This window comes from Saccharothrix sp. ALI-22-I, from assembly GCF_001984175.1.
Lineage (GTDB): Bacteria > Actinomycetota > Actinomycetes > Mycobacteriales > Pseudonocardiaceae > Actinosynnema.
Window position 1 is genome coordinate 1 of record NZ_MTQP01000035.1, and the last position, 13,485, is coordinate 13,485.

General features: G+C 71.0%; 18 protein-coding genes. 16 read left to right on the forward strand and 2 right to left on the reverse strand.

Annotation, left to right across the window (positions count from 1 at the left end; translation table 11 throughout):
* Nucleotides 1-792, forward strand: a 792-nt coding sequence (locus ALI22I_RS03440; protein WP_077004090.1) for an SU10 major capsid protein, incomplete at its 5' end; no start/stop codon positions are given.
* Nucleotides 789-977 (forward strand): hypothetical protein, encoded by a 189-nt coding sequence (locus ALI22I_RS03445; protein WP_077004091.1) that lies wholly within the window; start codon nt 789-791, stop codon nt 975-977. The genes ALI22I_RS03440 and ALI22I_RS03445, both read left to right, overlap by 4 nt.
* Here the strand turns inward: ALI22I_RS03445 and ALI22I_RS03450 are convergent.
* The gene (locus ALI22I_RS03450) at nt 974-1,477 is read right to left on the reverse strand and encodes a hypothetical protein (protein ID WP_077004092.1); all 504 of its coding nucleotides are present in this window, start codon (nt 1,475-1,477) and stop codon (nt 974-976) included. The genes ALI22I_RS03445 and ALI22I_RS03450 overlap by 4 nt on opposite strands.
* A gap of 139 nt (nt 1,478-1,616) precedes the next feature.
* Here ALI22I_RS03450 and ALI22I_RS03455 point away from each other — a divergent pair, with 139 nt between their 5' ends.
* The 11 genes from ALI22I_RS03455 to ALI22I_RS03500 all read left to right on the forward strand — a co-directional run bounded on the left by ALI22I_RS03455 (nt 1,617) and on the right by ALI22I_RS03500 (nt 10,495).
* Nucleotides 1,617-1,976 (forward strand): hypothetical protein, encoded by a 360-nt coding sequence (locus ALI22I_RS03455; RefSeq protein ID WP_077004093.1) that lies wholly within the window; start codon nt 1,617-1,619, stop codon nt 1,974-1,976.
* A gap of 231 nt (nt 1,977-2,207) precedes the next feature.
* Nucleotides 2,208-2,432, forward strand: coding sequence for a hypothetical protein (locus ALI22I_RS03460; RefSeq protein WP_077004094.1), 225 nt, complete (start codon nt 2,208-2,210; stop codon nt 2,430-2,432).
* 2 nt (nt 2,433-2,434) lie between these two features.
* Entirely contained in the window at nt 2,435-2,752 is a 318-nt protein-coding gene (locus ALI22I_RS03465) for a hypothetical protein (protein ID WP_077004095.1), read from the forward strand.
* Nucleotides 2,749-3,171: a hypothetical protein gene (locus ALI22I_RS54410; RefSeq protein ID WP_077004096.1), complete on the forward strand. Its 423-nt coding sequence runs from the start codon at nt 2,749-2,751 to the stop codon at nt 3,169-3,171. Before ALI22I_RS03465 ends, ALI22I_RS54410 begins: the two co-directional genes overlap by 4 nt.
* An 86-nt stretch (nt 3,172-3,257) precedes the next feature.
* Complete coding sequence (locus tag ALI22I_RS50350; RefSeq protein WP_179118080.1) at nt 3,258-3,401, forward strand: hypothetical protein; 144 nt, start codon at nt 3,258-3,260, stop codon at nt 3,399-3,401.
* Complete coding sequence (locus ALI22I_RS03475) at nt 3,398-3,883, forward strand: phage tail tube protein (protein ID WP_077004097.1); 486 nt, start codon at nt 3,398-3,400, stop codon at nt 3,881-3,883. Before ALI22I_RS50350 ends, ALI22I_RS03475 begins: the two co-directional genes overlap by 4 nt.
* A complete protein-coding gene (locus ALI22I_RS03480; RefSeq protein ID WP_077004098.1) occupies nt 3,880-4,161 on the forward strand; it encodes a hypothetical protein in 282 nt (93 codons plus the stop codon). Before ALI22I_RS03475 ends, ALI22I_RS03480 begins: the two co-directional genes overlap by 4 nt.
* A complete protein-coding gene (locus ALI22I_RS50355) occupies nt 4,077-4,559 on the forward strand; it encodes a hypothetical protein (protein WP_179118081.1) in 483 nt (160 codons plus the stop codon). The genes ALI22I_RS03480 and ALI22I_RS50355 overlap by 85 nt, the downstream gene beginning before the upstream one ends.
* A 117-nt stretch (nt 4,560-4,676) precedes the next feature.
* On the forward strand, nt 4,677-7,484 hold the full coding sequence (locus ALI22I_RS03490) for a phage tail protein (protein ID WP_077004100.1): 2,808 nt from the start codon (nt 4,677-4,679) through the stop codon (nt 7,482-7,484).
* Between the two features lie 250 nt (nt 7,485-7,734).
* Nucleotides 7,735-8,289 (forward strand): hypothetical protein, encoded by a 555-nt coding sequence (locus tag ALI22I_RS03495; RefSeq protein ID WP_077004101.1) that lies wholly within the window; start codon nt 7,735-7,737, stop codon nt 8,287-8,289.
* Nucleotides 8,290-8,431: 142 nt separating this feature from the next.
* Complete coding sequence (locus ALI22I_RS03500; protein ID WP_077004102.1) at nt 8,432-10,495, forward strand: hypothetical protein; 2,064 nt, start codon at nt 8,432-8,434, stop codon at nt 10,493-10,495.
* Nucleotides 10,496-10,698: 203 nt separating this feature from the next.
* Here ALI22I_RS03500 and ALI22I_RS03505 read toward each other — a convergent pair whose 3' ends face one another.
* Entirely contained in the window at nt 10,699-11,019 is a 321-nt protein-coding gene (locus ALI22I_RS03505; RefSeq protein ID WP_077004103.1) for a hypothetical protein, read from the reverse strand.
* 318 nt (nt 11,020-11,337) lie between these two features.
* Between ALI22I_RS03505 and ALI22I_RS03510 the strand changes: the two genes are divergently transcribed.
* From ALI22I_RS03510 to ALI22I_RS52950, 3 genes are read left to right on the forward strand one after another with little or no spacing between them, the layout of a single operon-like run.
* On the forward strand, nt 11,338-11,646 hold the full coding sequence (locus ALI22I_RS03510; RefSeq protein ID WP_077004104.1) for a hypothetical protein: 309 nt from the start codon (nt 11,338-11,340) through the stop codon (nt 11,644-11,646).
* 34 nt (nt 11,647-11,680) lie between these two features.
* Nucleotides 11,681-12,700 (forward strand): GH25 family lysozyme, encoded by a 1,020-nt coding sequence (locus ALI22I_RS03515; RefSeq protein ID WP_179118082.1) that lies wholly within the window; start codon nt 11,681-11,683, stop codon nt 12,698-12,700.
* A complete protein-coding gene (locus ALI22I_RS52950; RefSeq protein WP_238598065.1) occupies nt 12,697-13,113 on the forward strand; it encodes a hypothetical protein in 417 nt (138 codons plus the stop codon). Before ALI22I_RS03515 ends, ALI22I_RS52950 begins: the two co-directional genes overlap by 4 nt.
* Nucleotides 13,114-13,485: the final 372 nt, after the last annotated feature.

Below are 13,485 nucleotides of genomic sequence, written 5' to 3' on the forward strand. Positions count from 1 at the left end.
CTGGAGGGCGCGGACGCCCCGCCCGCCGAGACCCGCGTGAGGGGCACTGACCGCAACGTCCTGGAGATCCACCAGGAGACGGTGGGCGTCACCTACACCCGGCAGTCCACGCAGAACATGTTCGCCGGGACCGGGGCGGCCAACCCCAACGCCGCCGCCATCGGCGGCACCAACGCCGTCCCCAACGAGATGGACTGGCAGACCCGCCAGGCGCTCGTGCAGATCGCCCGTGACGTCGAGTTGACGTTCCTGGTCGGCCGCTACCAGGAACCCACCGACAACTCCACGGTGCGCAAGACGCGCGGCATCCTGGAGGCCACCCGCACCAACGTCATCACCAACGCCACCCCGCAGCCCTTGACCGAGGCCCTGGTCATCGACCTCTTGCAGAAGGTCTGGGAAAACGGCGGCATCCAGATTTCGGAGACCGCCACGCTGATGTGCAACGCATGGCAGAAGCGACAGCTCACCAACGAGTTCGTCACCAAGAAGAACTACCAGGAGCAGTCCCGCAACGTCGGCGGCGTCTCGGTGACCACCATCGAAACGGACTTCGGCCGCATCAACATCATGTTGAACAGGTACATGCCCACCGACACGGTGCAGGTGGTCAGCCTCGACCAATGCGCCCCGGTACTGCTGGAGAAGCCCGGACAGGGATTCCTGTTCTCCGAGCCCCTGGCGAAGACCGGCAGCACGGACCGGGCGCAGATCTACGGGGAGATCTCGCTGGAGTACGGCCCGGAGATCGCGCACGGCAAGATCACCGGCCCGACCGGGGGTGGCGCGTGAAGTTCACCAGCACCCGCTACCCGCAACTCGTCGTCCACGACCTGGGCGTGACGTTCGTGGACGGCGAGGTCGACATCAGAGACAAGAACACCATCGAGGCGCTGCGCGAGCTACCTCCGGCGTTGGGTGTCCGTGCGGCGGGCGGACGGCCGCCGAGTTCCACGAGCGCGAAGAATGACGATTAGTTGTTGGTCAGATAGCCCCTGCATGCGCCACCGATGTCTATGTACTCCGCACCCATCGCCTTCTGAAGTTCCTTGACGGAGTCAAGCGCGGATCGGAATTCCGTGCTCGTGGGGTTCTCGGCCTTGCGCGCGAGGTCAAGCAGCGCATCCGAAGTGGAGAGCTTTTGCTTTCCCGCATCGGGATCGGTCAGTTTGGCGACGATGTCGGCCGGGGCCACGAGGAGAAGTGCAGTCTCCGCTTGGAGCATAACGTTCTGGACGGCAATTGCGCGCGTTCTTGCGTCCGAGATGACGTTGGGTGATGTGCTCCCGACGGCTTCGTCCAGTATGGACGCCATGCTTCGATTCTCTCGCAGGAGGTCGGCGCAGCCGGTCTTGACTTCCTCGCGCAGCCGTACTTGCCGGTCGTGTGCCAATTGCTGATTGGTGGTCACAAGGGCACCGGCGAGCCCGAGGGCTGATCCGAGTAACGCGGCGGCGGCGGCGATGACTGCGGTCACGAAGGTCGATCTCTCCCCACTCACGCGGATGGACTGTACGCGCCGTGTACCTAGTCGTACCAGCACCGATTATCGCGGTATGGCGGCTCGCTTTACGCCTGTCTGTGTCCATCGCGGTCAAGAGTGGACGAGGTGACACATGTCCACCGACCCTCCGCTGGCCACCGTCGCCGACGTACAGGCCCGTGCCGAAGTGCAGCTCACCCCGGAGCAGCAGGCCCGCGCGGCGGTGCTGATCTCGGACGCCTCGGCGTTGGCCCGCGCCCGCGTGCCGACCATGCCCGTCCCGCCCCCGCCCACGGCGGTGGGCGTGATCTGCACGGCGGTGTTGCGGGCGTTGGCGTCGCCGCCGGACGGCAACAAGTCCGAGACCACCGGCAGCCACTCGCGGGTGGCCGCGCACGAGGGCGGCGGCCTGTACCTGACCGAGGACGAACTGGACCTGCTCCGGCCGCCCGCTCCCCCACCGCGCGGCGCGTTCTCGATCTGGACGGCCTGACCGGGAGCAGAAGCGCCGGGGGTCGGGGGGCGTGCCCCCCGGCGCTGCCCGGTCTATCGCCGCATACGACCAAAGCGAAACGCATTCACGTCCCGTTCACCCGATCGCACTACAAGGAGGTGCGCCGTCCAGCTCCCGCACCGCTTCCTGATCGTCACCCCCGACCAGGTCACCGACGCCTACGACAACCCCACCCCGGACCTCGACTACGGCCCCGACGCCGCCCGCCGGGTGGCCTGGGGACACCTGCAACCCGCCGGGTCGACCGAACCGGCCGAACCCGGCCGCCGCCCGGTCGTCACCGCCTGGCGGCTGTTCACCCTCGAACCCGTCGCGGCCCGCGAGCGCGTCGAGTGGAACGGCAAGACCCTCGACGTGGTGGGCGAGCCGGACCGGTTCTCACCGCGCTTCGGGCGGGTGCACTGGGAGACCCGGCTCAAGCACGTGGAGGGCTGAGCATGGACGCCTTCCACGGCTTCCGCGTCGACCGGGACGGCGTGCGCGAGCTGCTGAACTCCGAGGAGTTCGCCGCGATGGTGCGGGCGGCGGCCGAACAGGTCGGCGCGACCGCGCGCGGTGCCGGTCAGCGCGTCACCTCGGGTGAGCCGCTGCCAGTGGAGGTCTACGACGACCCCAACCACGACCGCGCCGGAACCACGGTCGCGGTGCGCCACCCCGCCGGGGTCGGCATGGAAGCCCGCTACGGCCTGCTCAAGCGCGCGGCCGAGGCCGCCGGGTTGGAGGTCGATGGGCTGGAGGCGGGCGAGGAGTCGTGACCGAATCCCTGCCGGTGCCGGTCGACGTGGCCGAGCTGGTGGTCCGTGCCCTGCGTCCGCAGCTCGCCGCGCGCCCCGACCCCGTGCTCGCGGGCATCCGGGTGTCCACGCGGGTCGGGGACGGCCCGGACGGCGGTCCGCCCTCGTTGCCGTGGCTGCTGGTTGCCGAGGACGGCCACACCTGGGCCTGGCCCGCGCTCCAGCGCGTGGTGATCCGGCTGACCTGCTGGCACCGTTCCGAGCACGCCGCCAAGGCCGCGGTGGGCCTGGCGCTGGCGCTGCTGTGCGCCCCGCGCCCCGCGCCGGGGCTGACCGGCGGCGAACCCGTCACCGGCCCCCTCGCGGGGATCGACCCGCACACCGACCGCCCGCTGGCCACCGCCGCCGTCGCGGTGCGCGCCCGCTCCACCACCCGCTGAACCCTCGTACCCGAATCCGGGAGGCTGCCCGCCTCCCGGCACCACCAGGAGAGCGGCCCTTCCGCATCGTCCTGGAGGTCGTCCGCTTGGCCCTGAGTCCCACTCTCGTCCGCGTCCCCGGCACCGGGGAACTCTCGCTCGCCCCGCCGGGCACACCCGAACCGCCCGACCCGACAACCCCGCTCCCGGCCGCGTGGAGCGGCCTGGGCCTGTCGACCGAGGAGGCGTGACCATCCGCCGCGCGGTGGAGCGCACCGGCACCACGCACTGGCAGCAGACCACCCCGGCGCGGTTCATCTACACCAGCCAGGAGTTCGGCGTCTCCAGCGTCTTCCAGGAGACCAAGGCCGTGGTTCTGGGCGCGTACTTCGGCGGGTTGGTGTTCGCTGAGACCGCCGCCGGGTCGAAGCGCTACCGCGCCGAGATCTCGTCCGTGCCCAAGGGCGACGAGCGCGCCCTGTGTGTGGACTGGGTCGATCAGATCTCGGCGACCGAGGTCTACCACCACCGGCTCTACGTCCCGCGCGCCGAGGTCTCCGAGACCCAGGACGCGCAGTGGACCCGAACCCAGGAGGCGCGGTGGGGCATCAGCTTCGCCGCGCTCGCCCCGGCCAGCGGAACCACGTTGGCCGTGTGGCTCACCGACGACCCCGCCGTCCTGCTCGCCGCACCCGGCGGCGGCACGCTCGCCATCGAGGAGAACACGAAGTGAGCCGATCCCAGCGCCGCGAGGCCACCAACCGCCCGGCCGCACCCGCACGCAGTGAGCACGCGGTGATGTGGCGGGGCAAGCGCTTCACCCTGCCGTCGGCCTCGGAGTTCCCGTTGGCCGCGATCGAGGCCGAGGAGGAGGGCAAGGTCCTGCTGTCGCTGCGGCTGATCCTCGGCGAGGAGCAGTACACGACGTGGCGGGGCCTGGCGACCACGGCCGCCGACGCGGAGCACTTCTCGCAGACGATCATGCGGGAGCTGGGGCGGGGAAACCCGTAGTCGTCGCCCGCCTGCTGGCGGACGACACCACCGCCGAAGCGCTCGAACTGGACTTCCTCCGGTTGGGCCTGGACCTGTTGGACCTCTACCGGGGCACGTTGTCGTTCCGGCGGGTGTGCGCGGTGGTCGCACACCTGCCCGACGACGCCGCCGTGTGGCGCGCGACCGGCCCGGACGCCGGGTGGACCCGCCCGGAAGTCCTGCTCGCCGCACTCGAACGCCGCGTCACCCTGCTGTGGGCCACGGTCGCCACCGCCCTGGGCACGAAGGTGTCCGACGCCGACGTGGCCGCGCCGCTGGACCTCGGCGACACCGCCCCGCCCTCACAGGCAGGGGGTGAGCCTGAACCGGAAGTCCGGTCACTGCGTGAGATCGCGCTGTGGATGCGGGGAGCGTGAGCGCTCCTGGCAACCGTCGGCCACGCCTACCTCAAGGTTCTCCCGTCCCTTCAGGGTCTCGGGCGTCACGTCCGGGAACAGATCAACCAGGCCGAACGCGGCGCACCCGACATCTCGTTGGGTGCGCAGATCCAGACCACGCTGGTGCGCGCCCAGCTCGCCGAGCTGGCCCGCGCGGGTGACCAGACCGCCATGCGGCTGCTCGCCCAGCTCGACGCCCGCCCCGCCGAGAACGAGTTCACCGCGCTGCGCCGCCGCCTGTCCGGACACAGCGTCACCATCCGCGCCGCGCTGGACCGCAGCGTGGGCGCGAGCGTGCGCGGGCTGGCCCAGCTCGACAACGGCGTCACCCGCCTGACCGGCGACATCACCGCCCACACCGCCACCGTGGGCGATGCCACCCTCAAGTACGCCGCCCTGGCCGGTGGCATCGCCCAAGCGCTGAGTCTGATGGGCGGGCTCGGCGCGGCGGCCGGAACCGTCGCCGGGTCGCTGCTGATCGTCCCCGCGGTCGGCATCGCCGCAGCCGCGGCCGTGGGCGCGCTACGCCTCGGGGTCGACGGGCTCAACGACGCACTCAACGCCGAGACACCGGCCGACTACGCCAAGGCGGTCAAGGACTTCCCGCCCGGCATGCGGGAGACCACCGACGCCGTCCGCGCGCTGCGCCCCCAGCTCGACGGGCTCAAGCTCGACGTGCAGGCCCGGCTGTTCGCCGGGCTCGGCGGCGAGGTCTCCCGGTTGGGGGACCGGTACCTGCCGGTGCTGCGTGACGGCCTGGTCGGCATCGCCGAGGGCTACAACCAGGCCGCACGTGGCGCGGCGGGGTTCGCCGCCGAGGCGCGCACGGTCGATGACGTCCGGCTGATCCTGGACAACACCGGGCAGTCCGTCCGCGCGCTGGCCGGCGGTGTGGCGCCGCTGCTGCGCGCCATCCGCGACATCGCCGCCGTGGGCAGCGAGTTCCTACCCGGCCTCGCCTCGGCGCTCGGGGAGAGCACCGAGCGGTTCGCGCAGTTCATCGCCACCGCCCGCGAGACCGGGCAACTCCGCGAGTGGCTGTCCGCCGGCCTCTCCGCACTCGGCGACCTGGCAGGCGTCCTGGGCAACCTCGCGCGGATCGTCTTCACGGTCCTGTCGGCCGCCAACACCCAGGGCGCGGGACTGCTCCAGACCCTCAACGCGGTCACCGGCTCCATGCTCGCCTTCCTCCGCTCTGCGGAGGGAACCCTTGCCCTACAACAGATCTTCGGCGGTCTGGGCGCGGTGGCCTCGGCGTTGCTACCGCTGCTGGCCGAAGTGGCGCGGGTCGCCGCGTCGATCCTCGCGCCCGCCATCGCCCAGCTCGGCCCGATGGTCGCCCAGGGCCTGGCCGTGCTCGTCGGCGCGGCCGAACCCGCCGGGCGGGTCCTGGCCGCCCTCGCGCCCCTGGCCGGGGTCGCGGCCCAGGCGCTGGCCTCGCTGCTGGTCCCGGCGGCGGAGCTGCTGGCCGGGGTCGTCGCCGAGTTGGCACCGGCCGTGTTCCAGCTCGTCGGCGAACTCGTCGGCGGAGCGCTCGCCGACGGCGTGCGCGAACTGGCCCCCGCCCTGATCGAGTTGGCGCGGGCGACTGCCCCGTTGATCGTCCAACTCGGACAGTTGCTCGTGCAGGCCGTGCAGATCGCCGCGCCCGCGCTGGCGAACCTGCTTCGCGTTCTGACGCCGATCGCGGCCGAGATCGGCGGAGCCCTGCTCACCGCCCTGTCGGCGGTGCTGCCGCTGGTCGGCCAGCTCGCCGACACCTGGGCGCAAGTCCTGCTCGCCGGGCTTCAGGCGGCGCTGCCGGTGCTACCGGTGATCGTCTCCACGGTCCAGCAGCTCGCCGAGGTCCTGTCGGTCGGGCTCGCAACGGCCACGCCGACCCTGGTCGAGATCGGACGGCTGCTCGGCGAGACCCTGTCCACCGCGCTGACCGGGCTGCTGCCGCTGGTCCCGCCGCTGGCCGAGGCCCTGGTACGACTCTGGGCCGAGGGACTGCTCCCACTGCTCCCGCCCCTGCTGGAACTCGGCGTGACACTGCTGCCCTCCGTGATCGACCTCGTCGCGGCGCTGCTCCCGGTCATCGTCCAGGCCGCCGGGGTCCTCACGGACTGGCTCAAGATCTGGGCCGCCGTCGCCACCGAGATCACCGAGAACCTGATCCCGGTGCTGCGGTTCCTGCTGGACAACGTCGTCAAGCCCGTCGTGGACAACATCGTCTCCACCGTGTCCGGCGGGCTCCAGTTCCTCAAGGGCCTGCTGGACATCGCCATGGGCGTGATCACCGGCGACTGGTCACGAGCCTGGCAGGGTGTCAAGGACGTCGTGGCGGGCGCGTTCGAGTTCCTGTGGGGCGCGGTCAACACGGCCACGGGCGGACTGCTCTCGCTGGTCGCGGACCTGCCGCGCAAGATCGTCTCCGGCCTCGGTGACCTCGGCTCACTGCTGGTCGAGGCGGGCAAGAACCTGATCCGGGGCCTGCTGCGCGGCATCGAGTCCATGATCAACTCCCTGCGGGACAAGCTGCGGCAGGTCACGAACCTGTTGCCGGACTGGAAAGGTCCGCCCGAGCGTGACGCGAAGCTGTTGCGCGGCAACGGTGTCCTCATCATGCGCGGGCTGCTCACCGGGTTGGAGGCCGGGGAACCCGCCGTGCGCGAGTACCTGTCCGACCTCACGGCCAGCATCCCCCGCATGGCCGCGCCCGAGGCCGCGCGCGGCCGAACCGCACCGGAACGAGTGATCACCCGCAACGCCACCAACGCCACCGGGACGACACCGCCCGACCTGGGCGACCTGGTCGACGCGGTGCGCGAGCTGGCCGCCCGCCCCGTGGTGGTGCAGGTCGGCGCTACCGAGATCGCCCGTGCCACCGCAGACGGCGAACGCATCCTGTCCCGGAGGTGAGCGCCCGTGCGTTCGCTGTGGATCGGCCCACCGGGGCAGTTGCGGGAGATCCCCGACACCGCCACCGACTACGACCGGTCGGTCTCCCTCGGGGTGCAGGAGTTCGCCTCACTGGCGGGCGGGGTGACCACCACCCGGTTGGCCCCCCCCCCCCCGCCGCCTCCCCCTGTCCTGGTCGGCGCTGCTGCCCGAGCACGCCCGCTGGCTCGACGCCCTGGCCCGCCGCGCCTACGGCCCCGGCCCCCTGGCCGTGCTCGACCCGGCGACCGACAACCTGTTGGAGGCCGGTCAATCCCTCGGGCGCACACCGCGCCGGATCACCCTCGCCGGGTGGGGCACCCTGGCCGAACGCGCGGACGGCACGCTCACCGTCACCGCCACCCAGGCCAACAGCAGTCAGCTCTACTACCTCCCGCCGTACTGGGTGGGGTGGCCGGTGCTGCCCGGCGTGCCGGTCTCGTTCACCACCCACCTGGCCCGCACCCTGGCGGGCGCGGTGTGCCGGTTGGAGTTCTGGGACGCGGGCGGAGTGTTCGTCGGCTCCGCCGAACCGGCCGCGCCCACCGTGACCGCCGTCCCGCCCGCCGGGGCGGCGTTCGTCCTGCCCAAGGTCGACCTGCCCACCCTCACCACGACCATCCCGGTGGGCGGCGCCCTGCTGCGCCTCGGCGAACCCGTCACCGCCACCGAACCCATCCCGATCGGCGACGGCTGCCCCGCCATGACCGTCACCGCCTACGCCGACCGCCCGCGACTCCCACACCGCGACCTGTCGCTCACCCTCGTGGAGGTGCGCCCTGCTTGACGCCGACCCCGCCCTCACCGCCGCCCTCGGCGAACCCGAACGCGTCCACACCAGCCTGACCCGCCTGGGCGGACGCGACCTCACCGACCAGGTCACCACCTGGTCGCTGGACCGGGCCTACGACTCCGACCTGCCCGCCCCGATGCGCGCCACCAACGGCAGCGCCTCCGCCGAACTCCGGCTCTCCATCACCGGCACCGGCACCCAGACCGCCGCCCAGCTCTACAGCCCCTACGCCCCGCACGCCACCGCCGACATCACCCGACCCCGCCAATCCGTCCTGCACGGCTGGGGCCTGGCCGACGACGCCCTACCCGCCTTCCGGGGCCTCGTGCGCGACCGGATAGCCGACTCCGCCACCGGACGGGTCGAACTGTCGGCGCTGGACGGCGCGGAACGGCTGCGCGGCGCGGCCCGCCTCCCGGCCGCCGTGTCGGTCAACACCGTGCCGATCGCCTCGGGCACGTGGGTGGTGGACAACCTGCTGCGGGACGCGGGCATCCACACCGCCCCGCCGCCACGGCCCGAGTGCATCCTGTATGCCTCGATGCACGGCGGCATCGCGCCGGACGTCGGGTTCTACCGCACCCACTCCGGTTCGATCGGCTACACCCGCACCCGTGCGCCGTGGGAGATGGCCGCGCTGCCCGGTTCGACCACCACCAGCTTCGGCGTCCGCTGGGACCCGCGCACCCGCACCACCGTTCCCGGCCGGTCGCTGTTCGTGGAGTGCTGGGTGGACACCAGCTCCATCGGCCCCGACACCGGCAGGGTCTCGCTGTCCTGCTTCTACCAGGCCGACGGGGCGACCAACGCCGTGGAGTTCGGCGTGGACTTCAAGTCCAGCCCGCAAACCGCGTCGGCCAGCTCGGACGGGCAGTTCACCTCCGTGCTGTTCTTCACGCCGCTGCCGGTCGGGCGCTGGCATCTGGGCTGCTACTGGACGTTCAGCGGAACCCAGCCCTCCGCGCGCATCTACATGTCCGGCCCGGACGGCTACTACCAGGAGTTCAACCCCGGCACGCTGGGCGGGATGCCCGCCGGAGGCACCCAGCTCAACTACATCGCCATGACCTCCGGACTGCCGGTCGAAGCCGTCCAGGTCTCGCTGACGCTGACCCAACCCACCCGCGCCGACTTCGAAGGCCCGACCTGGCAGCGCGGCGCGGTGCTCGACACCATCACCAGCACGTTGACCGCCATCCCGCCCACCCAGGGCTCCGCGTGGGAGGTCATCAGCGCCGTGGCCCGCGCCGAACAGGCCACCGCCTCGTTCGATGAACACGGCATCTTCCGCTACCGCAACAACACCCGCTTCACCTCGCCCGGCCAACCGGTGCTGACCGCGACCAGTGCGCGGGAGATCGCGGGACTGCGGGTGTCGGAGGCGATCGACTCCGTCCGCAACGTCATCGACGTGCCCTATTCGCTCTACACGATCGGCTCCACGCGGGAGCGGTTCACCGAGACCACCCGGCGCAGCATCCCGGCCTTCTCCACCCTGACCCTGACCTACGACTACGACGTCACCGAGTACGACTCCCCGCCCCCGATCGCCTACGTCGCCACCACACCCGCCTCCACCTCGCGGGTGCGCTGGTCCACCGCGAGCGACGGCAGCGCCGGAGTCCACGGACGGGTGGAGTCCACCACCGAACGCGACGGCGCAACCCTGCGCGTCACCTTCCGCAACACCGGATCGAGCACCGTCTACATGCTCACCTCCGGCAACGTCCCGTCGCTGTCGATCTACTCCGTCGAGCTGGCCGACAACGGCCCCTCCCGCCGGCTGCTGCGGCGCACCGACACCACCAGCGTCACCCGCTACGGCGCGCAGGTCTACCAGGTGCCGGCCACCCCGTGGTTGCAGACCTCGGCCGCGGCCTCGACGGTCGCGTCCTACCTGCTCGCCGTCGCCGCCGCACCGCTGCCCGTGCTCGGCGACGTCGAGATCCTGCCCGACCCGCGCATCCAACTCGGCGACCTCGTCCGCATCACCGACACCGTGGGCGCGGCCCTGACCACCCCCGCGTGGGTGGTGGGCATCCGCACCAGCGGCGACGGCCACGGGCGCGTCCGCCAGGTCCTCACCCTGCGCGCCACGCTGAGCCCCGGACCACCCACCGACCAGAACATCCGGCCCGACCCACCCATCGACCCCGACGCCCGCACCGTGCTAGCCGGTGAGGGAGTACGGGTTCCATGAGCCCACGCTCGTGGGCTCACCTTTCCGGCTTCGCCTGCGTGTGCGTTTAAGCTGGAAACTCCGACTATGCGCTACCCCACGGGGCCACCACCTGCGTCACCAAGAAGATCCGCCATCCACGATGAACCGGCCCGCCAAGCGGCGCGATATCCGATGTCCGGAATGGGTGTTCGGGTCGCTTCGCGACCCGAACACCCTCCGGACTACCAGCAGCGCACGTAATGGATGTGCGAGATGTGGATCCAACCGACGTTGTACCACCCTCCGCCGGAGTTGTAGAAGTTCCCGCCACGGAAGTTTTCGTTGAATCCGGTCACGTTCACAAAACCGCCGTTGGCGGTGTAGCCGACCAGGCCGGTGCCCGTGCTACCGCTGTAGATCGGCTTACCGGCATCGGTGTTGTACTGCCAGGTGGAGCAAGGGATCGGTGCGGCCTGCGGCGCCGGGGACGCCGCCGCAACCGGAGCCCCGGCCAGTGCGAATGCAGCAGCAATGGCACCGATCAACAGTCCGAGTTTCCTCATTCGCAACCTTTCATCGAAGGCAGTCGGATCGGTACAACTACTACCGCATTTCGGCGACACGATGGTCGACTACGCACGAAACCGCTCGAACGGAGCAGAAACCCGCAAAATGCGGGCCACCTGAAACTATGAGCCGATCGGCCCAGTGGAGCCTGATGACCTGCACGTTCCCAGCATTTGAATATGAGGTTCGTTCTGTACGCGATTGCGGGAACGCGTAGCAGGTGTGCCCGGACGCCCGCACGGTGCCGCGTGAACGGTCCGCATTGCCAAAACAGAGGTGAAGTTCTGGACCTATCCAACCTGTCTAGCTTCGGCGTGGCCGGTGCGCTCGTGCTGATCATCGGCTACCTGCTCTCGGCCAACCACCGGCTCATGACCGCCAACCGGTCCGACCGCGCCGAGTACCTGGCCGCGCTCGCGGCCCGCGAGACCGCGCACGCCGCCGAGATCACCGCCCTGCGCACCGCGCACACCGCCGAGCTGTCCGCGATGCGCACCCGCATCTCCAAGCTCGAACGCCGCCTCGCCGGTCTTGAGAACGAGCTGGACGCCGAACGCGACCGCCGCCGCGCCGCCGAGGATGCAGCCGCCGCCGCGCGACGCGGCGAACTCCCACCCGCCTGACCCACCCACCCACCCACGAGCCGACACCGCCCCGGTGCTCGGCCGCTTCGCCATGCCCGAAAACCGGAAGGACCACGTGGACTACGGCATCGACATCAGCTCTTGGCAGGGCTCTGCGATCGGCTGGCTCGCCGTCAAGGGCAACAACATCAGCTTCGCCTCGGTGAAGGTCACCGAAGCCACCGGCTACGTCAACCCGCACGCCACCGCCCAGGTCGACGGCGCGCGGGGCGTCGGCATCCACGTCGGCGGCTACCACTACGCCCACCCCGGCGACATCGCCGGACAGGTCGCGCACTTCGTCGCCCAGCTCAACGCCCGCGGCCTGCTCGCCTCCGGCTCGCTGTGGCCGATGCTCGACATGGAGGCCCCCGACTTCACCGGCGACCCCAACGGGTTCGTCGCGGAGTTCATCCGCCTCTTTCGCGAGCGTTCCGGACGCCGCGAACTGCTGGTGTACGCCAACCAGTACTGGTTCACCCGCCGCCTGCGCCCGAACGAGTGGGCCGACGACGGCGTGATCCTCTGGTGCGCCCAGTACAACGGCAACCCCGGCCACGTCGACTACAGCCACCCCCGGCTGGCGATCCACCAGCACACCCAGGAAGGCATCGTCCCCGGCTTCACCGGGTTCGTGGACCGCAACGCCACCGTGGGCGGCTGGCGCGTGGGCTCGTTCGTCCTCGACGGCGCACCCGCCCCGGCACCGGCACCGCAGCCCGCGCCCGCCCCGGCGCCCTCGGGCTGGGTCTCCTACGTCATCCAGCCCGGCGACACCCTGTCCGGCATCGCCGCGCGCACCGGCACCACCGTGGGCGAGCTGGCCTCCCGCAACGGCATCGCCAACCCCAACCTCATCTACGCGGGCAACACCATCCAGGTCCCCGGCACCGGGGGCGGTGGAGGCGGCGGCGAGCGCTACCAGATCCAGCCCGGAGACACCCTCTCGGTGCTGGCCGTGCGCTGGGGCACCACCGTCGCGGCCATCGCCGCGCGCAACGGCATCGCCGACCCGAACCGGATCTACGCCGGGAACTGGCTGATCCGCCCATGACCCACGAGTCGGCCGCCGCCGGGCTCGAACCCGGCGGCGGCTCGCTCGTGCTCTCCCTCGCCCTGCTGCTCTGGCTACTCGGCAAAGCCTCCTACCGCTTTGTCCGCTGGTTCGAGCGGCACGAGGGCAACCACCCCAACCCCATCCAGAAGGAACCCTTCGTGTCCGATCCCCGCCCCCGCCCGCTGCGCATCGCGGGCTCCATCGTCGGCGGCCTCACCGCCCTGGTCACCGGCCTCGTCGGCTCCGGCCTGCTCACCTCCGGCCAGGGAGACGCCCTCACCGGCCTGATCTCCGCCGCCCTGGTGCTGCTGGGCACCTTCGGTGTCGTGGTCAGCACCGAGCACCGCGTCACCCCACTGGTCGACCCGCGCGACAACGACGGCCGCCCCCTCACTCCCACCGACTCCTGACCGAGATCCCAACGGCCACCACGCCACGGCGCACGCCCGAGGAACCGATCACGTAGGACGCGGGACTGCGCCGCCACTGACCCGACGACCCGAACCCACCAGCGGAGGAGCCCCCGCCTCCGCTGGTTGCGGGGGCTCCTCGCGCCTCACCACAGCCGATCAGGAAACGACAAGTGGACGCGAGCACGAACAGGTTGCCCAACGCCTTGACGGTCGATCACATCGAGACCGAGCCTCTGGAGCCCCGTGAGCACGACACGGCAGTGGACGCCCTCGCCGCACTCATCAATGAATGGAACCAATCCCGACGCTCCACGCAAAACAAAACCTGATGCCCATGCACCGGAAATGCTAGATTCAATGGCATGACCG